At 65.5% G+C, this 24942-nt stretch carries 25 protein-coding genes; 15 read left to right on the plus strand and 10 right to left on the minus strand.

What is annotated here, in order from left to right; translation table 11 throughout:
- Nucleotides 1-157: 157 nt before the first annotated feature.
- Genes EPK82_RS09030 through EPK82_RS09040 form a run of 3 tightly spaced genes read right to left on the minus strand, consistent with a single transcriptional unit; the run spans nt 158 to nt 3716 of the window.
- Entirely contained in the window at nt 158-430 is a 273-nt protein-coding gene (locus EPK82_RS09030; protein ID WP_037055319.1) for an oxidative damage protection protein, read from the minus strand.
- Nucleotides 427-1494 carry an A/G-specific adenine glycosylase gene (gene mutY / locus EPK82_RS09035; RefSeq protein WP_134676366.1) on the minus strand — a complete coding sequence of 356 codons (1068 nt, stop codon included), beginning with the start codon at nt 1492-1494 and terminating at the stop codon, nt 427-429. Before mutY ends, EPK82_RS09030 begins: the two co-directional genes overlap by 4 nt.
- Nucleotides 1491-3716, minus strand: coding sequence for an AsmA family protein (locus EPK82_RS09040; RefSeq protein ID WP_134676367.1), 2226 nt, complete (start codon nt 3714-3716; stop codon nt 1491-1493). The genes mutY and EPK82_RS09040 overlap by 4 nt, the downstream gene beginning before the upstream one ends.
- A gap of 411 nt (nt 3717-4127) precedes the next feature.
- On the opposite strand from EPK82_RS09040, the gene EPK82_RS09045 reads away from it, so the two are divergent.
- The 9 genes from EPK82_RS09045 (at nt 4128) to EPK82_RS09085 (ending at nt 11675) form a co-directional block, all read left to right on the plus strand.
- A complete protein-coding gene (locus EPK82_RS09045) occupies nt 4128-5786 on the plus strand; it encodes an OFA family MFS transporter (RefSeq protein ID WP_134676368.1) in 1659 nt (552 codons plus the stop codon).
- Between the two features lie 154 nt (nt 5787-5940).
- The gene (gene hisB / locus EPK82_RS09050) at nt 5941-6534 is read left to right on the plus strand and encodes an imidazoleglycerol-phosphate dehydratase HisB (RefSeq protein WP_017675949.1); all 594 of its coding nucleotides are present in this window, start codon (nt 5941-5943) and stop codon (nt 6532-6534) included.
- The gene (gene hisH / locus EPK82_RS09055) at nt 6535-7173 is read left to right on the plus strand and encodes an imidazole glycerol phosphate synthase subunit HisH (RefSeq protein WP_037055309.1); all 639 of its coding nucleotides are present in this window, start codon (nt 6535-6537) and stop codon (nt 7171-7173) included. It abuts the gene before it with no gap.
- Nucleotides 7173-7427 (plus strand): DUF2164 domain-containing protein, encoded by a 255-nt coding sequence (locus tag EPK82_RS09060; protein ID WP_037055307.1) that lies wholly within the window; start codon nt 7173-7175, stop codon nt 7425-7427. Before hisH ends, EPK82_RS09060 begins: the two co-directional genes overlap by 1 nt.
- Nucleotides 7428-7464: 37 nt before the next feature.
- Nucleotides 7465-8202, plus strand: a complete 738-nt coding sequence (hisA, locus tag EPK82_RS09065; protein ID WP_037055305.1) for a 1-(5-phosphoribosyl)-5-[(5-phosphoribosylamino)methylideneamino]imidazole-4-carboxamide isomerase — start codon at nt 7465-7467, stop codon at nt 8200-8202.
- Nucleotides 8203-8280: 78 nt separating this feature from the next.
- Entirely contained in the window at nt 8281-9051 is a 771-nt protein-coding gene (gene hisF, locus EPK82_RS09070; protein WP_037055302.1) for an imidazole glycerol phosphate synthase subunit HisF, read from the plus strand.
- Nucleotides 9052-9209: 158 nt separating this feature from the next.
- Nucleotides 9210-9944: a substrate-binding periplasmic protein gene (locus EPK82_RS09075; RefSeq protein ID WP_134676369.1), complete on the plus strand. Its 735-nt coding sequence runs from the start codon at nt 9210-9212 to the stop codon at nt 9942-9944.
- An 85-nt stretch (nt 9945-10029) separates the two neighbouring features.
- Nucleotides 10030-10785 carry a substrate-binding periplasmic protein gene (locus EPK82_RS09080; protein WP_037055296.1) on the plus strand — a complete coding sequence of 252 codons (756 nt, stop codon included), beginning with the start codon at nt 10030-10032 and terminating at the stop codon, nt 10783-10785.
- 134 nt (nt 10786-10919) lie between these two features.
- A complete protein-coding gene (locus EPK82_RS09085; protein WP_037055293.1) occupies nt 10920-11675 on the plus strand; it encodes a substrate-binding periplasmic protein in 756 nt (251 codons plus the stop codon).
- 124 nt (nt 11676-11799) lie between these two features.
- Here the strand turns inward: EPK82_RS09085 and EPK82_RS09090 are convergent, their stop codons facing one another.
- From EPK82_RS09090 to gpmI, 3 genes are all read right to left on the minus strand, one after another.
- Entirely contained in the window at nt 11800-13116 is a 1317-nt protein-coding gene (locus EPK82_RS09090) for a S41 family peptidase (RefSeq protein ID WP_134676370.1), read from the minus strand.
- Nucleotides 13117-13144: 28 nt separating this feature from the next.
- Nucleotides 13145-14374: a murein hydrolase activator EnvC family protein gene (locus EPK82_RS09095; RefSeq protein ID WP_134676371.1), complete on the minus strand. Its 1230-nt coding sequence runs from the start codon at nt 14372-14374 to the stop codon at nt 13145-13147.
- Nucleotides 14375-14555: 181 nt separating this feature from the next.
- On the minus strand, nt 14556-16088 hold the full coding sequence (gene gpmI / locus EPK82_RS09100; protein WP_134676372.1) for a 2,3-bisphosphoglycerate-independent phosphoglycerate mutase: 1533 nt from the start codon (nt 16086-16088) through the stop codon (nt 14556-14558).
- A 146-nt stretch (nt 16089-16234) separates the two neighbouring features.
- Between gpmI and EPK82_RS09105 the strand changes: the two genes are divergently transcribed.
- From EPK82_RS09105 to secB, 3 genes are read left to right on the plus strand one after another with little or no spacing between them, the layout of a single operon-like run.
- A complete protein-coding gene (locus EPK82_RS09105) occupies nt 16235-16648 on the plus strand; it encodes a rhodanese-like domain-containing protein (RefSeq protein WP_134676373.1) in 414 nt (137 codons plus the stop codon).
- A gap of 1 nt (nt 16649) precedes the next feature.
- Nucleotides 16650-16910 (plus strand): glutaredoxin 3, encoded by a 261-nt coding sequence (gene grxC, locus EPK82_RS09110; protein ID WP_037055283.1) that lies wholly within the window; start codon nt 16650-16652, stop codon nt 16908-16910.
- Nucleotides 16911-16938: 28 nt separating this feature from the next.
- Complete coding sequence (gene secB, locus EPK82_RS09115; protein WP_037055281.1) at nt 16939-17430, plus strand: protein-export chaperone SecB; 492 nt, start codon at nt 16939-16941, stop codon at nt 17428-17430.
- 56 nt (nt 17431-17486) lie between these two features.
- Here the strand turns inward: secB and trmL are convergent, their stop codons facing one another.
- Nucleotides 17487-17951, minus strand: coding sequence for a tRNA (uridine(34)/cytosine(34)/5-carboxymethylaminomethyluridine(34)-2'-O)-methyltransferase TrmL (gene trmL, locus EPK82_RS09120; RefSeq protein WP_047586526.1), 465 nt, complete (start codon nt 17949-17951; stop codon nt 17487-17489).
- Here trmL and EPK82_RS09125 point away from each other — a divergent pair.
- Complete coding sequence (locus EPK82_RS09125) at nt 17950-18393, plus strand: hypothetical protein (RefSeq protein ID WP_047586524.1); 444 nt, start codon at nt 17950-17952, stop codon at nt 18391-18393. The genes trmL and EPK82_RS09125 overlap by 2 nt on opposite strands.
- A gap of 495 nt (nt 18394-18888) precedes the next feature.
- Here the strand turns inward: EPK82_RS09125 and EPK82_RS09130 are convergent, their stop codons facing one another.
- A complete protein-coding gene (locus tag EPK82_RS09130; RefSeq protein WP_134676374.1) occupies nt 18889-21267 on the minus strand; it encodes a penicillin acylase family protein in 2379 nt (792 codons plus the stop codon).
- A gap of 123 nt (nt 21268-21390) precedes the next feature.
- On the opposite strand from EPK82_RS09130, the gene EPK82_RS09135 reads away from it, so the two are divergent.
- Nucleotides 21391-22395, plus strand: coding sequence for an AraC family transcriptional regulator (locus EPK82_RS09135; RefSeq protein WP_134676375.1), 1005 nt, complete (start codon nt 21391-21393; stop codon nt 22393-22395).
- A 76-nt stretch (nt 22396-22471) separates the two neighbouring features.
- On the opposite strand, the gene EPK82_RS09140 is transcribed toward EPK82_RS09135, so the two are convergent.
- Complete coding sequence (locus EPK82_RS09140) at nt 22472-23053, minus strand: DUF6436 domain-containing protein (protein WP_134676376.1); 582 nt, start codon at nt 23051-23053, stop codon at nt 22472-22474.
- 125 nt (nt 23054-23178) lie between these two features.
- On the opposite strand from EPK82_RS09140, the gene EPK82_RS09145 reads away from it, so the two are divergent.
- Complete coding sequence (locus tag EPK82_RS09145) at nt 23179-24120, plus strand: alpha/beta hydrolase (protein ID WP_134676377.1); 942 nt, start codon at nt 23179-23181, stop codon at nt 24118-24120.
- On the opposite strand, the gene EPK82_RS09150 is transcribed toward EPK82_RS09145, so the two are convergent.
- The gene (locus tag EPK82_RS09150) at nt 24117-24884 is read right to left on the minus strand and encodes a hypothetical protein (protein ID WP_134676378.1); all 768 of its coding nucleotides are present in this window, start codon (nt 24882-24884) and stop codon (nt 24117-24119) included. The genes EPK82_RS09145 and EPK82_RS09150 overlap by 4 nt on opposite strands.
- Nucleotides 24885-24942 lie beyond the last annotated feature (58 nt).

Raw genomic sequence — 24942 nt, forward strand, 5'->3', positions numbered from 1 at the left:
ACGGATTTGCAGGATCAGTGTCAAGCGCGAGTTGGAAAAATATTTAAATATTTCGGGCGCTTAGGTTCGTGAGCGAGAAAAGCGGGGAGGGCCGGCCGGGTCGCGCGTGGGCAACGTGCGAAGGTTGCCGTGGCCAAGGCCCCTCCCTCCAGCATGCTTATTCGCTGGGCGGCACGTAGCCTTCGGCTTGGGCGTATTCCTCGCCGGAGAGGAACTTGTCCATCTCGGCCTGGAGGAACTTGCGATCCTCGGCGTTCATCATGTTCAGGCGACGCTCGTTGATCAGCATGGTCTGGTGCTTCTGCCACTCGTCCCAGGCCTGCCTGGAGACGTTGTTGAAGATGTCTTCGCCTTTGGCGCCGGGGTAGGGCGCGCGATCCAGGCCGGGCAGTTCCTGTTTGTATTTGCGGCACAGCACGGTGCGGGTCATGTCGGTTCTCCAGCGGTAATGGCTTGCGCCGCGCGTTTCAGCAGCTTCTTCACCGGGGCAGCAAGGCCCAGGCGCGGCGGGGTGGCGAGGTTATACCAGAGCCAGTCGTCCTCGGCCACGCGGCTCGGCTGCTCGGTCACCCGCACCAGCCAGGGTTCGATCGCCAGCTGGAAGTGGCTGAAGGTGTGGGTCAGGCCTTCCAGTTCACGGCGTGTGCCGAGGTCGAGCTGGCGCTGCTGGCCGAGCGCGCCGAGCTGCTCGAGGTCGTCCAGTTCCGGCAGGCTCCACAGCCCGCCCCACAGTCCCGTCGACGGCCGGCGATAGAGCAGGATGTCGCCGTCAGCGTTGACCAGCAGTGGCATCAGGGTGCGTTTCTGCGGCAGGGCCTTGCGCGGCTTGGCCACCGGGTAGCGGATTTCCAGGCCGAGCAGGTGCGCCTGGCAGCCGCTGCGCACCGGGCACAGCAGGCAGGTCGGCTTGCTGCGGGTGCACAGGGTGGCGCCGAGGTCCATCATCGCCTGGGTGTAATGGTTGACGCGCTCGTGCGGGGTCAGGCGCTCGGCCACGTCCCACAGCTGCCTGGCCACCTTCGGCTCACCGGGGTAGCCCTCCTGCGCCACGTAGCGTGCCAGTACCCGCTTGACGTTGCCGTCGAGGATCGGCGCGCGCAGGCCCATGCTCAGGCTGGCGATGGCACCGGCGGTGGAGCGGCCGATGCCGGGCAGTTCGCTGAGGGCGTCGACACTGCGCGGAAACTCGCCGCCGTGCTCGCGCATGATGATCTGCGCGGTCTTCTGCAGGTTGCGTGCGCGGGTGTAGTAGCCCAGGCCGGTCCACAGGTGCAGCACTTCGTCTTCCGCCGCCTCGGCCAGGTCCTTCACGGTCGGCAGGGCGGCCATGAAGCGGTCGAAGTAGCCGAGCACGGTGCTGACCTGGGTCTGCTGCAGCATGATTTCCGACACCCAGACACGGTAGGGCGTGATGCCCTGCTGCCAGGGCAGGTCCTTGCGTCCGTGCTGGTCGTACCAGGCCAGCACGGCGCCGTTGAACTGCTCGGGGCTCATCGGTTGAACAGGCCCTTGAGTGCGTCTTTCAGCTCCGGGCTGACCTTGTCGCCGAGTTTCTCTTCGAGTTTCTCGGTCAGCTTGTTGCCGGCCAGGCGCGCAGCGATCTTGCCGAGGCCGTCCTGGTCAAGGCGACAGGCCTTGGCGCCAAGCTCCAGCGGGCCACGGCAGCGCAGCGGCCATTCGATGCCGACATAGCGCTCGTTGACCTGGCAGGCCGGGTCGGGCATCTCGCGTTGGTCGCCTTCGATGGTGATGCCGACCTGGTAGTCGATGCCGAGCACGCGCAGGTCGAGGTCGCCCTTGCCGCTTACCGCCAGGCCCGGGATCTGCGCCTTCATGTCCGGGTTGTGCGCTACGCCGTTGCGCACGCTCAGGCTGCCCTTGAGCTCGCGGAAGGGGGTGTCCTTGCCGGTCGGCGGGTTGCTCATGGCCTTGCGGTTGAGGGTGGCGATGCCACGGCAGAGCTGCTGCTCGAGGTTGGCATCGACCAGCACGCCATCGTTGAGCACGAAGCTGGCGGTGCCGTTGAGCGCTTCGACCCAGGCCTTCTGGCTGTTGCCACGGGTGTTGAACTTGGCGTCGAGGTCGAGCAGGCCACGGATCGGCGCGGGCTGGCCGTCCTTCTTCAGGAAGGGTTCGACGGGCATGCGGCTGAGGCGTTTCTCCACGCTGAGCATGGGCTCGGCCTGGCGCACGTCGATGCGGCCATTGCCGCTGAAGCTGCCGCCCTGCAGCTTGCCGCGAACCTCCTGCAGGGTGATCAGGCCGCCGCGACCGTTGGCTTTCAGGGTCACGTCGGTGAAGGGCTGCTGGTCGAAGGTCAGTTGCCCCAGGCTCAGGGCCAGCTGCAGGTCGAGCTTGCGCAGTTGATCGACCGGCAGGACCTTGTCGTCGCTCCAGGCCTGCTGGGTCGGCGCATTGGGCAGTGGTGTGCTGCCGTCCTTGCCGGCGCTGGAGATGCTGTCCTTGACCTCGGCCTGGCGCGCGGCTGCGGCCTTGTCCTTGGTCTCCGGCGGCAGGTAACCGTCCAGGTTGAGCGTGTCGCCCTTGAGGTCGGCGCGCAGCGCCTGACGGGCGAAGTCGGCCACGCCCAGGCTGCCGGTGAAGGTGCTGCCGTCGAGCTTGAGGGTGAGGTCTTCGAGCATCATGCCGTTGCTCGATCCATTCAGGCGGCTGACCAGTTCGAACTGGTTGAGGCTGTTGGCGTCACGGGTCTTCGGCAGCTCCACGCCGATGCCATCGAGGAACTCGCGCAGGTTGAGCGGCGCGATGGACAGGCCGCCGGACAGCTTGGCGTCCTTGTCCAGCTCGCGGGCCTTGAGTTCGCCCAGGGCGCGCAGCTGGTTGGCGGAGAGCTTCAGGCTGTTCCATTCGGCGATGTTGGCCGCCAGATCGACCAGCAGCTGGCCTTGTGCGGAGAAGTTCAGGGTCTTGCCCTTGAGCGGTTCGCCCGAGACTTCGCCGGCCAGCTTCAGGTCTTCGAACTGGTAGCGCTTGAGGGCCCGGTCGAAGCGCAGTTGGCCTTCCACTTCGCTGCGCGCACGCAGCACCGGTTGGTTGGTGCCGAAGAAGGCGCTGAGCGTGAGCGGAATGCTCGCGCCTTCGCGGATGGCGCCGGTCTTCAGTTCGATGTTCTCCAGGGTGAACTGCTGGCCTTTCTGTGCATCGCTGTAGTCGATGCGCGAATTGCTCAGGCTCAGGCTGTCGATGTCCAGCTTCAGCGGTTGGCCGGCGGGTTTTTCCCCCGGCTGCTCGGCGGGGGTGTCTTCGCTCGGGGCGGGTTCGCCAGGCGCTTGCTGCGCCACGGTGGTCTCGGCGGGGCGGCCAACGCCTTCCCAGTTGCCGTGGCCCTTGTCGTCACGCTGCAGGTTGAGGTTGAGGCCGTCGATGCGGATATCGCTCATCTGCACTTCCTTGCGCAGCAACGGCATCACGCGCACGGAGAGCCCGATCAGGCGCAGGTCGGCGAAGGGTTTGTCCGGCGTATCGGCGCTGGCCAGGGTGGCGTCGGTCAGCTCCAGGCCCAGCCAGGGGAACAGGCTCCAGCCGATGTCACCCTTGAGTTGCAGGTCGAGGTTGGCCTTGTCGTGGGCGATCTGGCGAATCTCGTCCTTGTAGTCGTTGGGGTCGAACAGGTGGGTCAGGGCAAACAGCAGCGCCACTATGATCAGTAGCAAGCCGAGAAAGAAAAGGCCCAGGATCTTGCCTAGCGCTTTCATGAGCGGGGTCCTTGGTTTCGATGGCTGGAATGGCGGGAAACAGACGGTCGCCGATTATAGCCTCATGTGCAGTCGCGAGGCGTTCGCAGTGGGCGGGTCGCGGTGCTCGGCTGGGTGTTGGATAGAAAACCCGGCAAGCGGTTCCCGCTGATCATGCGGGCCTGGTCGTCGTCGAGTGATCGGCCTGGCGTTCGTGGCGGAAACGGCAGGGGCATCGACGCCATCTATCGGTCGATAGATGCGGCCTTTTGCTTTTTTGCTGAAATCACATGAAAAGTGCGTGAAACGCTAAAAAAACTTCAGCTGCGCGGCGATTTGTCGCGCCTGGGTGCTACTCTCTGCAAACTTTGGCTGCGGTGCATTGTCGCGCCTGCCTTGGTTCGCTTGCCAACATAAAAAGAGAAACTCCCTATGACTGACGCCTTTGCATTGGACGGTGTTGCGGCAAAGCCTGCATTTCTGTCCAAGGAACGCATCATCGCGAAAACCGGTTTCAACCGCTGGCTGGTTCCGCCTGCTGCCCTCGCCATCCACCTCTGCATCGGGATGGCCTACGGCTTCTCCGTCTTCTGGCTGCCGCTGTCCAAGGCCGTGGGCATCACCGCTGCCACGGCCTGTGCGCCCGACATGGGCTTCTTCGAGCAGGTGTTCGCCAGCAACTGCGACTGGCAGATCTCCATGCTCGGCTGGGTCTACACCCTGTTCTTCGTCTTTCTCGGTTGCTCGGCTGCCATCTGGGGTGGCTGGCTGGAGCATGCCGGCCCGCGCAAGGCTGGCATCGTGTCCGCGCTGTGCTGGTGCGGTGGTCTGCTGATTTCCGCGCTGGGCATCTATACCCACCAGATCTGGCTGTTGTGGCTGGGCTCCGGGGTCATCGGCGGTATCGGCCTGGGACTGGGCTACATCTCTCCGGTGTCGACCCTGATCAAGTGGTTCCCGGACAAGCGCGGCATGGCCACCGGCATGGCGATCATGGGCTTCGGCGGTGGTGCGATGGTCGGTGCGCCGCTGGCGGCGATGCTGATGAACCACTTCGCCACGCCGGACAGCGTCGGTGTCTGGCAGAGCTTCGTGGTGATGGCGGCGATCTACTTCGTCTTCATGATGGGCGGCGCCCTGGCGTACCGCGTACCGCCGACCGGCTGGAAACCGGCTGGCTGGACCGCCCCGGCGGCCAAGGCCAACAACGCCATGATCACCAAGGGTCACGTGCACGTTAATACCGCCTGGAAGACGCCGCAGTTCTGGCTGGTCTGGGCCGTTCTGTGCCTGAACGTTTCGGCGGGCATCGGCATCATCGGCATGGCTTCGCCGCTGCTGCAGGAAGTCTTCGCCGGCAGGCTGATCGGTGTCGACCTGGCCTTCAACGAACTCAGCGCTGCGCAACTGGCGGAGATCGCCGCCATCGCCGCCGGTTTCACCGGCCTGCTCAGCCTGTTCAACATCGGTGGGCGCTTCTTCTGGGCGTCCTGCTCGGACTTCATCGGGCGCAAGGGCACCTATTTCGTGTTCTTCGGCCTGGGGCTGGCGCTCTACGCCTCGGTGCCGATGCTCGGCCACCTGGGCAGCCTGGCGCTGTTCGTCCTGGCATTCTGCGTGATCCTGTCGATGTATGGCGGCGGCTTCGCCACCGTGCCGGCCTACCTGGCCGACCTGTTCGGCACGCAGAACGTCGGCGCCATCCATGGCCGCCTGCTGACCGCCTGGGCCGTGGCCGGCGTGCTGGGTCCGGTGCTGGTCAACTACCTGCGCGAGTACCAGCTGAGCATCGGTGTGGAGAAGGCCGCGGCCTACGACATCACCCTGTACATCCTCTCCGGCCTGCTGGTGCTGGGCTTCATCTGCAACGCCCTGGTGCGTCCGGTGGCGCCGAAGTACTTCATGAACGAAGCCGAGCTGGCTGCCGAGCGCGCCCATGGCGAGAAGTCGGCGCCGGCGGCGAGCGAGCTGGAGTGGGCGGCTGATCCGTCGAGCAAGCCGGTGGCGGTGTTCGCCTGGCTGGTGGTCGGCGTGCCGCTGGCCTGGGGTGTATGGATCACCCTGCAGAAGACGGTCGTGCTGTTCCAGTAACCCGTCCTGGTAACGAAAAGCCCGCGCCGGTCTGCGACCTGCGCGGGCTTTTTCGTTTGCCGGTTGTACCCGCCCGACCATCGCCGGTAGCCGTTGCGCCCCCGGCACGCCTATAATATCGGCCTTTTTCCGTTGGTAATTCGTGGAGCTGGTGATGGCCGAACGTACGGCATTCGTCGAGCGCAACACCCTCGAGACCCAGGTCAAGGTCTCGATCAACCTGGATGGCACCGGCAAGGCGCGCTTCGACATCGGTGTGCCCTTTCTCGAGCACATGCTCGACCAGATCGCCCGTCATGGTCTGATCGACCTCGATATCGAGTGCAAGGGCGATCTGCACATCGACGATCACCACACCGTCGAGGACGTCGGCATCACCCTGGGCCAGGCCTTCACCAAGGCCATCGGCGACAAGAAGGGCATGACCCGCTATGGCCATTCCTATGTGCCGCTGGACGAGGCGCTGTCGCGCGTGGTGATCGACTTCTCCGGTCGTCCCGGCCTGCAGATGCACGTGCCGTTCACCCGCGCGGTGGTCGGCAACTTCGATGTCGACCTGTTCCAGGAGTTCTTCCAGGGCTTCGTCAACCACGCGCTGGTGTCGCTGCACATCGACAACCTGCGTGGGCACAACACCCACCACCAGATCGAGACCGTATTCAAGGCCTTCGGCCGCGCGCTGCGCATGGCCGTCGAGCTGGACCCGCGCATGGCCGGGCAGATGCCGTCGACCAAGGGTTGCCTGTAAATGCAGACGGTAGCCGTAATCGACTATGGCATGGGCAACCTGCACTCGGTGGCCAAGGCGCTCGAACACGTCGGCGCTGGCCGCGTACTGGTGACCAGCGATGCCAAGGTGATCCGCGAGGCGGATCGCGTGGTATTCCCCGGTGTGGGGGCGATCCGCGATTGCATGGGCGAGATCAGACGCCTGGGCTTCGATGCGCTGGTGCGTGAGGTCAGCGCCGACCGGCCGTTCCTGGGTATCTGCGTCGGCATGCAGGCGCTGCTCGAACGCAGCGAAGAGAACGACGGTGTGGATTGCATCGGCCTGTTCCCCGGTCAGGTGCGTTTCTTCGGCAAGGACCTGGCCGAGGACGGCGAGCGCCTGAAGGTGCCGCACATGGGCTGGAACGAAGTCAGCCAGGCGGTCAAGCACCCGCTGTGGCACGACATTCCCGACCAGGCGCGCTTCTACTTCGTGCACAGCTACTACATCGAGGCCGGTAAGCCACAGCAGGTGGTCGGCCGTGGCCACTATGGCAAGGACTTCGCCGCCGCGCTGGCCGAGGGTTCGCGCTTCGCCGTGCAGTTCCACCCGGAGAAGAGCCACACTCATGGCCTGCAGTTGCTGCAGAACTTCATCGCCTGGGACGGTCGCTGGTAATGGCGCGGGCCAAGGTCCCCAGTCTGGCGCTCGAACCAGCCCAGGAGCAGGCGGCGCTGTTGCTGTTGCAGCGTTTTCTCGATGAACGTTTCGAGCTGCAGTTGGGCACCTTCGAGGTTCAGGAAGTGCTGGACCTGATCACCCGCGAGCTGGCACCGCACTACTACAACAAGGCCATTCTCGATGTGCAGGCGCACCTGAAAGACAGGTTCGAGAGCATCGAGAGCGACCTCTGGGCGCTCGAGAAGAACTGAGCGCCTTATCGAATTCAAACTTGAGCAGGTTCAACCGATGCTGATTATCCCCGCTATCGATCTGAAGGACGGCGCCTGCGTGCGCCTGCGCCAGGGCCGCATGGAAGATTCCACGGTGTTCTCCGATGACCCGGTGAGCATGGCGGCCAAGTGGGTCGAGGGCGGCTGCCGCCGTCTGCACCTGGTCGACCTGAACGGCGCCTTCGAAGGTCAGCCGGTCAATGGCGAAGTGGTCACCGCCATCGCCAAGCGCTACCCCAACCTGCCGATCCAGATCGGCGGCGGCATCCGTACCCTGGAAACCATCGAGCACTACGTGCGCGCCGGCGTCAGCTACGTGATCATCGGCACCAAGGCAGTCAAAGAGCCCGAGTTCGTCAGCGAAGCGTGCAAGGCCTTCCCGGGCAAGGTCATCGTCGGCCTGGATGCCAAGGACGGCTTCGTCGCCACCGACGGCTGGGCCGAGGTCTCCAGCGTGCAGGCCACCGACCTGGCCAGGCGTTTCGAGGCAGACGGCGTGTCCGCCATCGTTTATACCGACATCGCCAAAGACGGCATGATGCAGGGCTGCAACGTCGAAGCCACTGCCGCACTGGCTGCCGCCAGCAAGATCCCGGTGATCGCCTCCGGCGGCATCCACAACCTCGGCGATATCGAGAAACTGCTGCTGGCGCGTTCGCCAGGCATCATCGGCGCCATCACCGGGCGTGCCATCTATGAAGGCACCCTGGACGTGGCCGAGGCGCAGCGCTTCTGCGACGGCTTCAAGGGCTGAACCGTAGGGCGGGGTGAAACCCGCCGCAACTGACGCAATCTTTATCGGTGGGTTGCACCCACCCTACGGGAGCACCGTATGGCACTGGCTAAACGCATCATCCCCTGCCTCGACGTCGACAACGGCCGCGTGGTCAAGGGCGTCAAGTTCGAGAACATCCGCGATGCCGGCGATCCGGTGGAGATCGCTCGCCGCTACGACGAGCAGGGCGCCGACGAGATCACCTTTCTCGACATCACCGCCAGCGTCGACAACCGCGATACCACGCTGCATACCGTCGAGCGCATGGCCAGCCAGGTCTTCATTCCGCTGACCGTCGGCGGTGGCGTGCGTACCGTGCAGGACATCCGCAACCTGCTCAATGCCGGTGCCGACAAGGTCTCGATCAACACCGCCGCGGTGTTCAACCCCGAGTTCGTCGGTGAGGCAGCCGCGCGCTTCGGCTCGCAGTGCATCGTCGTCGCCATCGACGCCAAGCGCGTATCGGCGCCGGGCGAGCCGGGACGCTGGGAGATCTTCACGCATGGCGGGCGCAAACCGACCGGCCTCGATGCCGTGGAGTGGGCGCGCAAGATGGAAGGGCTGGGCGCCGGGGAAATCCTCCTCACCAGCATGGACCAGGATGGCGTGAAGAGCGGCTACGACCTGGGCGTGACCCGTGCCATCAGCGAAGCGGTACGCGTGCCGGTGATCGCCTCCGGTGGTGTCGGCAACCTGCAGCACCTGGCCGATGGCATCCTCGAAGGCAAGGCCGATGCCGTGCTCGCCGCGAGCATCTTCCATTTCGGCGAGTACACCGTGCCGGAAGCCAAGGCCTACCTGGCCAGCCGCGGTATCGTCGTACGCTGATTGCCGTCACTTCGACCTGCCCGCTGCGCAAAGCTGCGGGCGAGTCGACGGCAAAGTGCCAGCGATCCAGCTAGCATTAATCATCATCTCTAAAACCCTGACTCTCTGCCCTTGGTGGAGGGTTGCCCTTTGTCGAACATCTTCGACATGGAGTCTTCATGTTCCTTCTTCGATTCGTGACTATTTTCGTCCTGTCGTGTGGTCTCAGCATTGCGCGTGCCGAGCCGCTGGTGCTGCTCACGGAAAACATGCCGCCCTTCAACATGTCGGTCTCCGGCACCAACTACGCCCGTGACGACGGGATCACGGGTATCAGCTCCGACATCCTGCGCGCGGTATGCGAGCGTGCCGAGGTCGAGTGCCAGCAGATCCTGCGCTTCCCTTGGCAGCGCGTGTACCAGCAGACACTGGACGATGCGGGTTATGGAGTGTTTTCCACCGCGCGTACCGCCGAGCGTGAGGGGCTGTTCAAATGGGTTGGGCCCATCGCCAGGTACGACTGGGTGCTGTTCGCCAAGGGCGATAGCCCGATCCAGCTGGCCAGCATCGAAGACGCGCGGCGTTATCGGATCGGGGGCTACAAGGGCGATGCCAAGACCCAGTTCCTGCTGGACAGGGGCCTGGAGGTAACGACCGCGCTGCGTGATGCGGAAAACGTCAGGAAGCTCGACAAAGGTCAGATCGATCTGTGGATTGCTTCCAGCCAGGCCGGGCCGCTTACCGCCCGTCAGGAAGGCGTCGAGAACCTCAAGGTGGTTCAGCACCTGAACTCGGTCGACCTCTACCTTGCGCTGAATCTGCAGACGTCGGACGAGCTGGTGCAGAAGTTGCAGAAGGCATTGGAGTCGCTGCGTGCGGAAGGTGCACTGAAGAGCATCGAAGCGCGCTATTGAGGCAATCGGCCAGTAATCGCTGGGCCGGGGAGGGCATGGCGGTTATCCTGATGCAGTCTGCCTTATTCACAGAAAGAGAAACGCCATGCTCAAACGCCTGCTGATCGCAATGGCCGGCACCCTTGTGGTGCTGTCTGGCGCTGCGCGCGCCGAAGTGGACCCCGACTACAGCGTGGTTCTGCTGACCGAGAACTTCCCGCCCTACAACATGGCCATCAATGGCAAGAACTTCGCCCAGGAAGACAATATCGACGGTATCGCCGTGGATATCATCAAGGAGATGTTCAAGCGTGCGGGCGTCAAGTACAGCCTGACGCTGCGCTTCCCCTGGGATCGGATCTACAACCTGGCGCTGGAAAAACCGGGCTACGGTGTGTTCGTCGCCGCCCGCCTGCCCGAGCGCGAGGAGCTGTTCAAGTGGGTGGGGCCGATCGGCCCGGACGATTGGGTCCTGCTGGCCAAGGGCGACAACCCGATCAGCCTGACCAGCCTGGACCAGGCCAAGAAGTACCGCATCGGCGCGTACAAGGGCGATGCCATCTCCGAGTACCTGACCGAGAAGGGCGTCGAGCACAGCACCTCGTTGCGTGACCAGGAAAATGCTCGCAAGCTGATGGCCGGGCAGATCGACCTCTGGGCCACGGGTGATCCCGCCGGGCGCTACCTGGCCAAGCAGGAAGGTATCTCCGGCCTGAGGACTGTCCTGCGTTTCGACAGTGCCGAGCTGTATCTGGCGCTGAACAAGGATATCCCCGACGAGATCGTCAGCAAGCTGCAGGCTGCGCTGGATCAGATGCGCGCCGAAGGCTTCGTCGACGACATTCTCAACAGTTACCTGTAAGTACCGAACATGCGTCCGGCCATGAGCCGGGCGCTCGCCATGGATGGCAGAGCCACTGAGTGCCAATGACCGGGCTCGGTCCCATGCAAGGATGCCGCTAGCCATAACCAAAAATCATGCGAGCGGTACGTCTTATGCTGAAAACTCTGAAGAAAAGCCTGTTTGTCGCCCTGTTTCTCGCTTGCGGTTCCGTGCACGCGGAACTCCCGCAGGATTACAAGGTGGTGCTGCTGACCGAGAATTTCCCGCCCTTCAACATGGCGGTGGACGACAAGAACTTCGCCCGTGACGACGGCATCGACGGCATCAGCGCCGACATCGTGCGTGAGATGTTCAAGCGCGCCGGCATCGAGTACACCCTGACCCTGCGCTTCCCCTGGGACCGCCTCTACCGCCTGACCCTGGACAAGCCCAACTACGGCCTGTTCTCCACCACCTACACGGCCGAGCGTCAGCCGCTGTTCAAGTGGGTCGGCCCGATCGCCAAGACCGGCTGGGTACTGCTCGCCGCGCCGGGTAACGACATCAAGGTGTCGAGCCTCAAGGATGCCGCCAAGTACCGCGTCGGCGCGTACAAGAACGATGCGGTCAGCCAGCACCTGGAGAGCCAGGGCCTGCAGCCGATCAACGCCCTGCGTGATCAGGAGAACGTGAAGAAGCTGGTGCGCGGGCAGATCGACCTGTGGGCCACCACCGATCCGGTGGGCCGCTACCTGGCCAAGCAGGAAGATGTCAGCGGCCTCAACACCGTGCTGCGCTTCAACGATGCCGAGCTGTACCTGGCGCTGAACAAGGACACGCCCGACGAGGTCATCGAACGCTTGCAGAAGGCGCTCGACGAACTGCGCAACGAAGGCTTCATCGACGATATCACCAACAGCTATCTGTAAGCCGGCCGGTTCGGGCGGTCGTTCGCACCGCCCGCCAGCTGCGCCTGGCGGCCGCTGTTTCTGGCAGCAATGAAAACGCCGCAGTTTCGCGAGAAGCTGCGGCGTTCTTGCATCACGACCCGCTTCAGTCGCCGCGGGTGACGCTCAGCCCCTTGAGCAGGTTGAGTGCCTGGCTCAGCTGGTAGTCCTGATCCTGCGGGCGGTCCGTGCGTGCGGCCTGTGCGCCCCGGCTCGGGCGGTCCGCGCCGCCATTGCCGTTGCCCAGGTGGCCTTGCAGGTCGGCTTCCTTGACGCCTTCGTTGTCCTGCTCGCGGGTGAGCTTGGCGCGTGCCACCTCGATGTCCGGGATGATGCCCTGAGCCTGGATCGAGCGGCCGTTCGGGGTGAAGTACAACGCGGTGGTGAGCTTCAGCGCGCGATCGTTGTTCAGCGGCAGCACCGTCTGTACCGAGCCCTTGCCGAAGCTGTCGGTGCCCATCAGCACGGCGCGCTTGTGGTCCTGCAGGGCGCCGGCGACGATTTCCGATGCCGAGGCGCTGCCGCCGTTGATCAGCACCACCAGCGGCACGCCCTCGCTGGCATCGGCCGGGTCGGCATTGAAGCGCAGTTCGGAGTTGGCCAGGCGGCCCTCGGTGTAGACGATCAGCCCGCTCTTGAGGAAGTGGTCGGCCACTTCCACGGCCGCCTGCAGCACGCCGCCGGGGTTGTTGCGCAGGTCCATGACCAGGCCGCGCAGCTTCTTGTTGCCGTTTTCCTTGCGCAGCTTGTTCAGGGCCTTGCCGACTTCCTCGCCGGTGTTGACCTGGAACTGCGAGATGCGCAGGTAGCCGTAGCCGTCCTCGAGCATCTGGCTCTTCACGCTGCGTACCTTGATCACGGCGCGGGTCAGGGTCAGCTCGAACGGCCGGCCGCCGTCGCGTACCAGGGTCAGCTCGATCTTGCTGCCGGCCTTGCCGCGCATCTTCTCTACCGCTTCCATCATCGACAGGCCCTTGGTCGGCTGGCCGTCGATCTTGACGATCAGGTCGCCGGCCTCGATGCCGGCCTTGGACGCCGGGGTGTCGTCGATGGGCGAGACCACCTTGACGAAGCCGTCCTCCATGCCGACCTCGATGCCCAGGCCGCCGAATTCGCCGCTGGTGCTTTCCTGCAGCTCGGCGAATGCCTCGGGCTCGAGGTAGGCCGAGTGCGGGTCGAGGTTGCTGAGCATGCCCTTGATGGCGTTCTCCAGCAGCGTCTTGTCGCTGACCGGCTCGACGTAGGCGGCCTTGATGCGGTCCATCACCTCGGCGAAGGTGCGTAGCTCATCCAGGGGCAGGGGCGCCTTGCTGCTCGCCGCCGCTGCCGGCGCGGGGGCAGGCTCGGCAGCCTGCAGGGCTGGAGCGCCGAGCAGCAGCCCAAGGGCCAGGGCCAGGCAGGTGGGGCGAAAGCGATGAGACATTAAGACAACTCCTAAATGGATGAAGCGCTTATCCCTGCGCGCGGCACCACTGTGCCGGATCACTCGGGCGACCGTTCTGGCGAATGGCGAAGTACAGCGCCGATGTTTCCTGGCCACCGCTCTTGCCAACGGTGGCGATGGGGTCGCCGGCCTTGACCACGTCACCTGCATTCCTGAGCAGGCTCTGATTATGGCCGTACAGGCTCAGATAACCATTGCCGTGATCGAGAATGACCAACAGGCCGGCGCCACGCAACCAGTCGGCGAACACCACGCGGCCACCATGCACGGCACGCACCTGGCTGCCGGCGGGTGCACCGATCAGCACGCCGTCCCACTTAGTACGAGCGTCGCCGCCGCGTGGGGTTCCGTAGCGTGCTACCAAACGGCCATCGACGGGCCATGGCAGTTTGCCGCGAGCGCTGGAAAAGGGGCCGCCGTAGGTGGCGCCGGACGTGACCACGGGGCCGCTGGCGGAGCTGTTCGGCCGGGTCTGCTGAGCGACCAGGGCGCGCTTGCGTGCCTCTTCCGCTTCGCGGGCCTGGCGCGCCAGAGTTTCCTCGATGGTCTTGAGCACGCGGCCAAGCTCCGCCTGCTCCTGCTGGCGGGCCTTGAGCCGCTGGTCGCGGTTGGCGAACTCGCTGTTGAGCTTGGCCAGCGCCTGCTGGCGCTGCTTGCGCACGTCGGCGAGCTTGGCGTGGCGCTCATCCAGGCCGGCTTTCTGCGTCTGCAGCTGAGCCTGGTGGCTGGCGATTTCCTGTTCGACGTTGGCCAGCTGGCGCAGGGTTTCGTTGAATGCCGAGAGCTGTTCGAGGCGGGCGTGGCTGAGGTAGTCGTAATAGGTCAGGGTGCGCGAGAACTTTTCCGGGTTCTGCTGGTTGAGCAGCAGCTTGACGTACTCCTGGCGCCCGCTCTGGTAGGCGGCCCGCGCCTGGATGGCGATCAGTCGCTGCTGTTCAGTGCGCGCGCTCTGGAGTTTTTTTTTCTCCTGATCCAGACGCTGGATTTCCTGCTCGCTGTCCTTGAGCTCGTGCTGCAGGTCCTTGACCTGGCTTTCCAGATCGCCCATCTCGGTCTCGGTCTTCTTCAGCTGCTGCTGGACGCCGGATTTCTCCTGCTGCAGTTTTTCCAGCATCTTCTTCAGTTCGGCGACATCCTGGCGCGCGGCTTCCAGCTGGCGCTGGGTATCGGCGCGCTGATCGGCGAAGGCGGGTGCGATCAGGCTGCTGAGCAGGATCAGGGCGAGAATGCGAAGCATGGGCGGGGCGGCACCGGAAGGTGGATTGAGGCTGAGGCCTAGTATGCCCGCGCCGCCGGGCAAAAAAAACGCCCCAGGCCTCATGGCGCGGGGCGTTTCTTGTTTTCTGTCGATCAGCGCTGCTTCACGCCGTCTGCGCCTGGCCGACGAGCGTGACGTGCAGCGGCCCGCGACCTGCGTGCTAGTCGAGTTCGACGATGCTCTTGCCGGTCATCTCCGCCGGCTGCTCGAGGCCCATCAGCTTCAGCAGGGTGGGCGCCACGTCAGCCAGCACGCCGCCTTCGCGGATACGCGCCGGGCGCTTGCCGACGTAGATGAACGGCACGGGCTCGCAGGTGTGGGCCGTGTGCGCCTGGCCGGTGCACTCGTCTTCCATCTGCTCGACGTTGCCATGGTCGGCGGTGATCAGCGCTTCGCCGCCGACCTTCTCCAACGCCTCGGCAATGCGGCCGACGCAGCTGTCCAGGGTCTCCACGGCCTTGACCGCAGCCTCGAACACGCCGGTATGGCCGACCATGTCGCCGTTGGCGTAGTTGACGATGATCACGTCGAAGCGCTGGTTCTCGATGGCGTCGACGATCCTGTCGGTCACTTCCGGCGCGCTCATTTCCGGCTTGAGGTCGTAGGTGGCGACGTCCGGAGAGGGAATGAGGATGCGCTCTTCGCCCTCGAACGGCTCTTCACGGCCGCCGGAGAAGAAGAAGGTGACGTGGGCGTATTTCTCGGTTTCGGCGATGCGCAGCTGGGTCTTGCCGTTCTTCGCCAGGTACTCGCCGAGCACGTTGGTCAATGCTTCCGGCGCGAATGCCGCAGGCGCCGGGATGCTCGCCGCGTACTGGGTGAGCATGACGAAGCCGACCTGTGGCGCGCGCTTGCGCTCGAATTCCTTGAAGCCGGGCTCGACGAAGGCGCGGGTCAGCTCGCGTGCACGGTCGGCGCGGAAGTTCATGAACACCACGGCGTCGCCGTCTTCGACCTGTATCGCGTCGCCGATGGTGGTGGCCTTGACGAATTCGTCGCTCTCGCCACGTGCGTAGGCGGCCTGCAGGCCTGCCACGGCATCGACGGCGTTGAACTGGCCGGCACCGTCGACGATCAGGTTGTAGGCCTGCTCCACGCGGTCCCAGCGGTTGTCGCGGTCCATGGCGAAGTAGCGGCCCGTGAGGCTGGCGATGCGGCCCTTGCCGAGGCGGGCGAAGGCGGCGTCGAGCAGCTCGATGGACGGCTGCGCGCTCTTCGGCGGGGTGTCGCGACCGTCGAGGAACGCGTGCAGGTAGATCTTCTCGGCGCCACGCTTGGCGGCCAGTTCGGCCATGGCGACGATGTGATCCTGATGGCTGTGCACGCCACCATCGGAGAGCAGGCCGAGGATGTGCACGGCCTTGCCGGCGGCCACGGCCTTGTCCACGGCCTGGTTGATCGTGGCGTTGTCGAAGAACTCGCCGTCACGGATGGCCTTGGTCACGCGGGTGAAGTCCTGATACACCACGCGCCCGGCGCCGAGGTTCATGTGGCCGACCTCGGAGTTGCCCATCTGCCCATCCGGCAGACCGACGTCCATGCCGCTGCCCGAGATCAGGCCGTGCGGGAAGGTGGCGCGCAGGCGATCGTAGACCGGCGTGTTGGCGGCGTGGATGGCGTTGTACTCGGGGTTGTCGCTGTGACCGAAGCCGTCGAGGATGATCAGAACCAAGGGTTTGGGCGTGGCGCTCATTAAGCTGGCTCGCTCTGGGTCGATGGACGGGAAACAAAGCCGGGCATTCTACGGCCAAGCGCCTGGCGCGTCACTGCCGGACGGGGTTTGGCCGACCTGTGGGGCTGTGTATACTGGCCGGCATTTTACCGTCCTGGGCCCTACAGATGTTCGCCAACCTGATTGAATTCATCATTAACCACTATGTACTGAGTGGATTGTTCGCCGTTCTGCTGGTGCTGCTGATCGTCACCGAGATGCGCAAGGGCGGCCAGAGCCTGTCGAGCCGCGAGCTGACCGCGCTGGTCAACTCCGACAAGGGCGTGGTGCTCGATGTGCGGGGCCAGAAGGAATTCTCCGCCGGGCATATCGTCGACGCGCTGCACATCCCCTACGACAAGGTGACTGCACGCATCGCCGAGCTGGAAAAACACAAGGCCAGGACCATCGTCGTCGTCGACGCCGCTGGCCAGCACGCCGGCACCATCGCCCGCGAGCTGCAGAAGGCCGGCTACACCGCTGCCAAGCTGTCCGGCGGCATCGCGACCTGGCGCGCCGACAACCTGCCGCTGGTGAAGTGACATGAGCACGGTGGTCATCTACTCCAGCGACTGGTGCCCCTACTGCATGCGGGCCAAGCAACTGCTGGCCAGCAAAGGGGTGGATTTCGACGAGATTCGTGTCGACGGCCAGCCGGCCGTGCGCGCGGAGATGACCCGCAAGGCCGGACGCACCTCGGTGCCGCAAATCTGGATCGGCAGCACCCATGTCGGTGGCTGTGACGATCTCTATGCCCTGGAGCGCGCCGGCAAGCTCGACGCCCTGCTGCAGAGCCCCGCTTGAAACCGCAACGTTAAGGAAGGCAAACGCCATGACCGAGCAAGCCAACAGCGGCGCCGCCGCTGCCGAGTCGCAAAACCCGCAATTCTCTCTGCAGCGTATCTACGTCAAGGATCTGTCCTTCGAAGCGCCGAAGAGCCCGGAAATCTTCCGCCAGGAGTGGACGCCGAGCGTCGGTCTGGACCTGAACACGCGCCAGAAGGCCCTGGAAGGTGACTTCCACGAAGTGGTGCTGACCCTGTCGGTGACCGTCAAGAACGGTGAAGAAGTGGCCTTCATCGCCGAAGTGCAGCAGGCCGGCATCTTCCTGATCAAGGGCCTGGACGCCGCGTCCATGAGCCACACCCTCGGCGCCTTCTGCCCGAACATCCTGTTCCCTTACGCTCGTGAAGCGCTGGACAGCCTGGTGACCCGTGGTTCGTTCCCGGCACTGATGCTCTCTCCGGTCAACTTCGATGCCCTGTACGCCCAGGAACTGCAGCGCATGCAGCAGGAAGGCCAGGCCGAGACCACTGCCCACTGAGGCGAGCGGCTCGGATGAAAAAAAGCGCCCTCAGGGGCGCTTTTTCTTTATCGGCTTCATTCGCTGTCGGCGAAGCCGTTCTGGCGCCAGGCCTCGTAGACGGTCACCGCCACGGTGTTGGACAGGTTCAGGCTGCGGCAGCCGGCGCGCATCGGCAGGCGCACGCGTCGCTCCACCGGCAGAGCGTTACGCACCTCTTCCGGCAGGCCCCGGCTTTCCGGGCCGAACAGGAAGGCGTCGCCGGGCTGGTAGGCGACCTCGTGGAACGGCTGCGAGCCCTTGGTGGTGAAGGCGAACACGCGCGGCTGGCCGATGCTGTCCAGGCAGCTCTGCAGATCGGCGTGGCGTTCGAGCGTGGCATATTCGTGGTAATCCAGCCCGGCGCGACGCAGGCGCTTGTCGTCCAGCTCGAAACCCAGTGGTTCGATCAGGTGCAACCGACAGCCGCTGTTGGCGCACAGCCTGATAATGTTGCCGGTATTGGGCGGGATTTCCGGTTGAAAGAGGATGACGTGGAACATGCAGCACTCCGAGCACTGGGATGAGCGCCATTCTACGCCGCCTGAGGATCCACGGCCGCGTTTGCGCTGGCGTTTCATGGCCTCGGTGATGCTCATCGCCTTTCTCGTCGGCAGCATGATCGGCCGCGCGTTCGACCCGCCCCGCTTGCGTATCGAGCAGGTCGAGCCCTGGGAGCAGGGGGTACAGCTCTGGTTCAACCGCGAGCCGCAGGCGCTGGCCGAGCACGCCGACGGCGCGCTGAGGTATCGCTTCGAGGATGCCTATGGACGTGTCCGCGAGGGGCGCCTGAGCTTGCCGCTGGGCTTGGTGAACTGGCGGGTGGAGCGCGACGGGCGGGACCTGCTGCTGGTACTGGTGTCGCCCCGTCCGCTGGACGGGGAGTGGCGCGGTGCGCAGGAGGATGGACGCTGGCGCGTGCAGCTGGCGCTGCGTCCCAGATAAAGAAGGGGATTCCCCGGCCTGCCTGTACCAAGGTCCCCGAAACGGGTAACGCCGTGCCCATGGATGAGCGGCGGCGGACTGCCATGACGCGGCGTTCGCGTCGAATAAAGAGGGGATTCCCCGGCCTGCCTGTACCAAGGTCCCCGAAACGGGTGACGCCGTGCCCGTGGATCAGCGGCGGCGTACTGCGGTGACGCGGCGTCCGCGTCGAATAAAGAAGGGGATTCCCCGGCCTGCCTGTACCAAGGCCCCCAAAACCTGGATTGCCTTAGCCTATGCAGGGCGTGTGCCAGTTTTCTTACATGGGCGTGAAGCCCTTGTTTCCTGGGGTTTGCGGCGCACTGGGGAGCGCAGAAGGGCGGTCTTTGCGGGTGCTGTGCACCAGCGTGCAGCGTGATGCACCGGTGGCGCACCACGCTGTGAGTGGGGCAGGCAGGCCCGGCTGCGCGGGGGAGGCTGGTCGTTGCGACGCAGCAGGCGCAGGCCGGGCGGTGCTCAGCGGGGCAGCAGCCTGAGCGTGCCCTGGCTGTTGGCCGTCACGTCCGCTTCGCTCAGGTGCTGCGGCCGGTAGACGCCCAGTACATGGCCGGCGGCCTGGTCGGCGTAATGCGGGTCGAACGGCACGCCGCTCTGGCCCACGGGGTTGCTGCCGAGTGCCGTGCTGGCATCGGCCAGGTCGACCAGACGGCGGGTCGAGGGGCCGTAGACCACTTGCCAGGGGGCCGGACCGATCTTGTGCGAGAGGTTGTTCGGCACCTCGTGGCTGCCCGGGGCGGCATACGGGCCGGCATTCAGCAGCCAGGCCAGCGGCTGCTGCTGGCCCAGCGGGTGCGTGTGGGTCAGGGTATGGGCGCGTCCCCATTGCCAGGCGGCAGGATCATCACCGAACTGCTCGCGCAGATGTGCCAGGCTGGCGCGCCAGGCGTCGGCGACGATCTGCGCACGGGTTTCCTCGCCGCTGCCACCCTGGCGATGCCACCAGGGCGACGTCGCATCGGCGGTCAGGCGCGGCAGGGCGACGTCGAGCACGCGGCTTTGCAGCAGGCTGTCGAAGAAGGCGTCGCCCAGCTCATCGGCCATGGCCTCGTGAGCCAGCTGATAGAGCAGCTGGTTGAACAGGGTGGCGCTCACCGAGTCCAGCGGATGTTCACCGTTCCAGTCGGCGAGGGCCTGCACCATGGCCTGCTCCTGCTCGCCCTGGGTGGCGGCGCGCAGCTCGTCGAGGATCGGCGTGAGCACGCGCATGGGGTAATCGGTGCCGGTATCGAGCTGCAGGGCCTGGCTGTTGTGCAGGTCCCACTTCACCGAGGCGTCGCTCAGGCGCTGATTGAGGCGCTGGCCACGGTCGGGCAGGTTGTAGTAACCGGGAATCTCGATGCCGCTGGCCGGCACCGGCTGGTAGTTGGCCGAGACGATATAGCCGCGTGCCGGGTTCTCTTCCTGCGGGTTGGCGCTGAAGGGGTGGTAGCCGAGCTTGTCCGCCTCGGCGCTGGCACCGTCGAGAATGAAGGTCGGGTTGACCCCGGCCGGGCGCAGCGGCAGCTTGGCGGCCGCCCACCAGCCGATGTCACCGGCGGCATTGGCCCAGACCACGTTGAGGCCGGGCGCTTCGATCTTCTCGGCGGCGGCGCGGGCCTTGTCCAGGGTATTGGCACGGTTCAACTGGTAGAAGGCGTCGAGGATCGGGTTGTCGGTCTCCAGGAAGGCCCACCACATGGCGATTGGCGTACTGCCGCTGGTCTGGCCCAGGGCGTCGTTGATGATCGGTCCGTGCGGCGAGCGGCGCAGGGTGAGCTGCACGGGCGCAGCATTCTTGACCTGAATGGTCTCCGTGCGCTGCTCCAGGTCGACCCAGCGGCCCTGGTACCAGACCTGGTTGGGGTTGTCCGGGTTGACGCGCTCGGCGATCAGGTCGAGGTCGTCGTTCTGGAACATGGTCAGGCTCCAGGCGAAGTCCCGGTTGTGACCGAGCATGGCACTGGGGATCAGTGCGTGGTGGTAACCGTAGAGTTCGTAGCCGGGCGCCTGCAGATGCGCCTCGTACCACACCGCCGGCAGCGAGAAGCGAATGTGCGGATCGCCGGCCAGCAGGGGTTTGCCGCTGGCGGTGCGGCTGCCGGACACGGCCCAGGCGTTGCTGCCTTCGAACTGCGGCAGGCCGCTGTCGGCCAGGGCCGTGTCGCTGAGCTGGGCGAGGGCGGAGAGGTCCTTCCAGTCGCCGGCGCTCAGGGCACTGCCGACTACACCGTCCGGGTGCCAGTCGAGATCGAAGACCTTGAGGTAATCCGCGCCCAGGCTGTCGCGCACGTGGCTCATCAACGGCTCGGTGCGCAGCGCAGCGGCGAAGCTGTAGGCCATGTAGCCAGCGACACTCAGGGTGTCGGCGACGGTGAAGGGGCGCGGCTCGATGCCCAGCAGGTCGAATTCGACCGGTAGTGGGCGGCTGGCCTGGTACTGGTTGATGCCATTGAGGTAGTTCTGCAGGGCCTGCACGGACGGGCTGTCGGCATCCAGGCGGGTGGCATAGGTATCGGCGTGGCGACCCAGCTCCAGGGTGCGGAACAGGCGGTCGGTAGGCACAAGCTTCTCGCCCAGCACTTCGGCCAGTTCGCCACGGGCCAGACGCCGCAGCAGCTCCATCTGGAACAGGCGGTCCTGGGCGTGCACGTAGCCCAGGGCGCGATACAGGTCGGCCTCGTTCTCGGCACGGATGTGCGGGACGCCCAGTTCGTCGTAGTTGACCGTGACCGGGGCGTGCAGCTCGCTGAGCACCAACTCGCCATCGCGCTGCGGTTGCTTGTCGTGCAGATACCAGGTCAGGCCGCCCGCTGCGGCGGCAACGAGCAGGGCAAGGGCGGTCAGGGAGCGTTTCATCGAGCGGTCCTTGTTGTTATGGGAGATGCGTCGGGCTGCATTCTGCGCAGAAGCCGTGGCGACAACATTGACCAGATGCTGCAGTGGTGAAAGTCTATGGTCAATTCATGCCGAGGAGCCAGCATGGCCACCCACGAGTTCGTCGCCCTGACCCATTCGTCGACGTTGCGCCGCCTGCTCTACGAGACCCTGACGGCACTCGGGCTCGACCCGACCCACACCTATCGGCAGGCATATGCCGGTGTGGCCCTGGCCGCGCCGCTGCTGGAAGCGCGTGAGGACCACGACAACGCGCCGCGCTTCTGGCAGGCGCTGGAGGGTATCACCGGCGATGCCGACATCGGCCTGCACCTGGGGGAAATGATGCAGCCACGGCCGATGGACGTGGTCGGCTACCTGCTCCTGGCCGCCCGTGATCTGCGCCAGGGGCTGCAGGCCTTCGTGCGCTTCCAGCACATCCTCTCCGGTGGTTTCGCCGCGCGGCTGGAGGAGGAGGGCGAGCAGGTGCGCCTGGTGATCGACCTCAACTACCGCGAGGTCGGCTCGTTGCGTCAGCAGATGGAATGCCTGGCGGTGCTGCTGATGAAGATGCTCGCCGCTGCCAGCGGTGAACTGCCGCTGCTCGGCGTCGACTTTCGTCACCGCGCGCCACGCAGGCTGGGCGAGCATCGGCGCCTGCTCGGCGTCGAACCGCGCTTCGCGCAGGTGCACGATGCGCTGATTTTGCCCCGTGCGCTGCTGGCGCGACCGTCGCGCAGCGCCAGCCCACGCTTGTTCGAGGTGCTCAGCGAGGAAGCCGAGAAGCAGCTGGCCGGGTTGGTGGAGAACCAGCTGCTGGCACGGGTGCGCTACTGGCTGGAGCTCAATATCGGCGCCACGACCTGCACGCTGCAGGCGTGCGCGCAGGCCCTGGGCAGCAACCGCAGTGCCTTGCAGCGAGCGCTGAGCGAGCAGGGCAGCAGCTTTCGGCTGCTGCACGATGAAGTGCGGCGGTTGTGTGCGTTGCGCCTGCTGGATCAGGGCCTGAGCGTGCGAGAGGTCGCACGGGCCTGCGGCTTCGCCGAACTGTCACCGTTCTACCGGGCCTTCCGCCGCTGGCAGGGCGGCACGCCACGTGGTCGAGGCTGATGACGGGCAGTCGAGGCGCTGATGCAAGGTGGCTTGGCGGTCGACGTTCTGGTGGTGGCGTAACCCAGCCTGCGGGTCAGTCGTTGCTTGCTTCGGCCCATTCGCAGAAGCACCCGACCGCCAGTGTGTTGCTGGCGTCGACCTTGCGCCCGGCCTCCAGGGCTTCGAGTATGGGCTCGATGAAGCTGTTGCTGGAGTTGCACACCAGCCCTTCGCTGTAGGGGCCGAAGTAGGCCAGCTGGCCCTCGCGGTCCCAGATCGCCACCGCCGGGCTGGCGGGCAGCTCGGCGCTGCCAGGCATCTCGTCGATCGGTTGCAGCGCCGCCAGTTCGGCGGGCAGGCGACCCCGGCTGCCGGGCTTCTGTACCACGTGGAACTGTACGCCTCTGGGGGCGTAGTGCTCGATCAGCTCGGCCAGGTGCTGCTGGTTGCCGACGTTGCAGGGGCAGGCCGGGTCCCAGAAGTGCACCAGGCGAATCTCGCCAGGGCCGGACAGCGCTGCGGGCAGTTGCAGTGCGGCGCCGGAGAACACCGCCGCGCGCTCGTCGAAGGTGCGCAGGTAGCGGGTCTCGAACCAGCGATAGGCCAGCAGCAGGCCGACCAGGCAGGCCAGGACGAACAGGGCGACGAGCAGGTTCTTGCGTGACAGGCGAGGCATGGTGCGGATCGCGACGAAAAAAGGGCGTGTAGCTTGCCACGATGCGCCGGGCAGCTGAATATCGCAGCATTCGAGGAGATGTCGACGGGATCGCCCCTGGCAACCTGCAACTTACGGAAAGCCTCATGTCTGAGCCGTTTCAACCCGAACAACTGCGCCCCCTGCTGCGACCCTTGGCCGCAGCGCGCCTGGACCTGCCGGCGCTGCAGGCCTACCGCAGCTTCTATGGCCTGGATCTGGGCGGTCGCTACGCCGGGCTGGACAGCCGACTCGGCAGCTTCAATGCCGCCGGCTATCAGATTGCCGTGCAACTCTGGGCACCGGCCGAGCCCCGCGCGACCGTACTGCTGTTGCATGGCTACTACGACCACATGGGGCTCTATCGCCATGTGATCGATTGGGCGCTGGCCATGAATTTCGCCGTGCTGGCCTGTGACCTGCCCGGTCATGGCCTGTCCAGCGGGGCGCGGGCCAGCATCGGTGACTTCGCCGAGTACCAGCAGGTGCTCGCCGGTCTGTTCGAGCAGGCCGCCGAACTGGACCTGCCGCAGCCCTGGCACCTGTGTGGGCAGAGCACGGGTGGGGCGATTGCGCTGGATTACCTGTTGGCCGACGGCAAGCGGCCGGAACTGGGCCAGAGCATTCTGCTCGCGCCGCTGGTGCGGCCGCGTGCCTGGGGCTGGTCGAAGCTCAGCTACCGTCTGCTCAGCCCGTTCGTACGCGAGATTCCGCGGCGCTTCAGCGACAACTCCAGCGACGCGACCTTCATCGACTTCGTGCACAACCTCGACCCCTTGCAGCCGCGCAGCCTGCCGACCTCCTGGGTCGGCGCGCTCACCCAGTGGGTGCCGCGCATCGAGGCTGCCGGGCGCAGCCAGCACAGCCCGCTGATCGTGCAGGGCGAGCAGGACATGACGGTGGACTGGCACTACAACCTCGGGATTCTGCAGGACAAGTTCCAGCAGCCGAGCATCCTGCGCCTGCCCGAAGCGCGTCATCACCTGGCCAACGAGAGCGAGGCGTTGCGGAAACGCTACTTCGACTTTCTCCGTGAGCGCCTGGCCTAGATGCCCTGTGGCGCCGGCTCCAGGTCGGCGCTGCTCATGCCCACGGCAAGGCCGGCGCGCAGGGCCTTGAGGGCGGCCTGGTAGTAGGCCTTGCCCGCTGCCGACTGGGCGAACTCGACGAACTGCTCCAGTTCGGGATCGCTCAGGTCGCGATAGACGTGCAGCAGGGTGTTGTCCAGGTCCTGCTCGATCTGCCCCATCAGCCGTTCCCGCTGGCCGTTGAGCAGGCCTTGCGCCTGAGCGCCGCCGAGCAGGCCGGGGATCATCTGGCTGAGACTGTCGGCCGCCACGCCGGCGAGCGCCAGGCTGACCTCGGCTCCGGCTTCCTTGGCCGGCAGTGCCTGGGCCAGGTGGCGGATCAGCAGGCGGCGGGTGGCGTCGGCCTCGGTGCGCGGCAGGCCGTTGGCGTACTTGGCCAGCTGATCGCTGCGCGTGGCCAGTTGTTCGGCGGCGACGATCTTGCGCCCCAGTTCGCCCTGGAAGAAGGTCAGCGCCGGTTGCGGGTCGGCCAGCTCCATGCGCAGGGCATGCTGGGCGCGCTGATCGATGGCGGTGGCGGCGAAGCGGCGGTTGCTGTTGTCCACCAGCGCCTGATAGACCGCTGGCGGCAGGGTGCTGCGGTAGCGTTGCTGGGCGGCATCGAGGGCCTGGTTGAAGTGCTCACGCTGTTGCGGCCAGCCGGCGGCCTGGTACAGGCGCAGATGTTCATCGGCCAGGGCCGGCAGAGCCAGGCCGATCAGCAACAGGGCAAACAAAACGCGCATCGAGAAACTCCTTGGCAAACTATCCTGGCCGGCTGCATGGCCCTGCGGCCGGCTATTT

Origin of the sequence: Ectopseudomonas khazarica, assembly GCF_004521985.1 — a bacterium.
Lineage (GTDB): Bacteria > Pseudomonadota > Gammaproteobacteria > Pseudomonadales > Pseudomonadaceae > Aquipseudomonas > Aquipseudomonas khazarica.

Bases quoted from the DNA above. Each gene is read 5' to 3' on its own strand.
- EPK82_RS09140 (WP_134676376.1), bottom strand. From the start codon at position 23,053: ATGCCTCGCCTGTCACGCAAGAACCTGCTCGTCGCCCTGTTCGTCCTG.
- EPK82_RS09045 (WP_134676368.1), top strand. From the start codon at position 4,128: ATGACTGACGCCTTTGCATTGGACGGTGTTGCGGCAAAGCCTGCATTT.
- hisB (WP_017675949.1), top strand. From the start codon at position 5,941: ATGGCCGAACGTACGGCATTCGTCGAGCGCAACACCCTCGAGACCCAG.
- hisF (WP_037055302.1), top strand. From the start codon at position 8,281: ATGGCACTGGCTAAACGCATCATCCCCTGCCTCGACGTCGACAACGGC.
- hisH (WP_037055309.1), top strand. From the start codon at position 6,535: ATGCAGACGGTAGCCGTAATCGACTATGGCATGGGCAACCTGCACTCG.
- EPK82_RS09125 (WP_047586524.1), top strand. From the start codon at position 17,950: ATGCAGCACTCCGAGCACTGGGATGAGCGCCATTCTACGCCGCCTGAG.
- EPK82_RS09090 (WP_134676370.1), bottom strand. From the start codon at position 13,116: ATGTCTCATCGCTTTCGCCCCACCTGCCTGGCCCTGGCCCTTGGGCTG.
- EPK82_RS09040 (WP_134676367.1), bottom strand. From the start codon at position 3,716: ATGAAAGCGCTAGGCAAGATCCTGGGCCTTTTCTTTCTCGGCTTGCTA.
- EPK82_RS09030 (WP_037055319.1), bottom strand. From the start codon at position 430: ATGACCCGCACCGTGCTGTGCCGCAAATACAAACAGGAACTGCCCGGC.
- mutY (WP_134676366.1), bottom strand. From the start codon at position 1,494: ATGAGCCCCGAGCAGTTCAACGGCGCCGTGCTGGCCTGGTACGACCAG.
- EPK82_RS09135 (WP_134676375.1), top strand. From the start codon at position 21,391: ATGGCCACCCACGAGTTCGTCGCCCTGACCCATTCGTCGACGTTGCGC.
- EPK82_RS09075 (WP_134676369.1), top strand. From the start codon at position 9,210: ATGTTCCTTCTTCGATTCGTGACTATTTTCGTCCTGTCGTGTGGTCTC.
- EPK82_RS09080 (WP_037055296.1), top strand. From the start codon at position 10,030: ATGCTCAAACGCCTGCTGATCGCAATGGCCGGCACCCTTGTGGTGCTG.
- trmL (WP_047586526.1), bottom strand. From the start codon at position 17,951: ATGTTCCACGTCATCCTCTTTCAACCGGAAATCCCGCCCAATACCGGC.
- EPK82_RS09150 (WP_134676378.1), bottom strand. From the start codon at position 24,884: ATGCGCGTTTTGTTTGCCCTGTTGCTGATCGGCCTGGCTCTGCCGGCC.
- EPK82_RS09095 (WP_134676371.1), bottom strand. From the start codon at position 14,374: ATGCTTCGCATTCTCGCCCTGATCCTGCTCAGCAGCCTGATCGCACCC.
- EPK82_RS09085 (WP_037055293.1), top strand. From the start codon at position 10,920: ATGCTGAAAACTCTGAAGAAAAGCCTGTTTGTCGCCCTGTTTCTCGCT.
- EPK82_RS09130 (WP_134676374.1), bottom strand. From the start codon at position 21,267: ATGAAACGCTCCCTGACCGCCCTTGCCCTGCTCGTTGCCGCCGCAGCG.
- EPK82_RS09060 (WP_037055307.1), top strand. From the start codon at position 7,173: ATGGCGCGGGCCAAGGTCCCCAGTCTGGCGCTCGAACCAGCCCAGGAG.
- secB (WP_037055281.1), top strand. From the start codon at position 16,939: ATGACCGAGCAAGCCAACAGCGGCGCCGCCGCTGCCGAGTCGCAAAAC.
- EPK82_RS09105 (WP_134676373.1), top strand. From the start codon at position 16,235: ATGTTCGCCAACCTGATTGAATTCATCATTAACCACTATGTACTGAGT.
- gpmI (WP_134676372.1), bottom strand. From the start codon at position 16,088: ATGAGCGCCACGCCCAAACCCTTGGTTCTGATCATCCTCGACGGCTTC.
- EPK82_RS09145 (WP_134676377.1), top strand. From the start codon at position 23,179: ATGTCTGAGCCGTTTCAACCCGAACAACTGCGCCCCCTGCTGCGACCC.
- grxC (WP_037055283.1), top strand. From the start codon at position 16,650: ATGAGCACGGTGGTCATCTACTCCAGCGACTGGTGCCCCTACTGCATG.
- hisA (WP_037055305.1), top strand. From the start codon at position 7,465: ATGCTGATTATCCCCGCTATCGATCTGAAGGACGGCGCCTGCGTGCGC.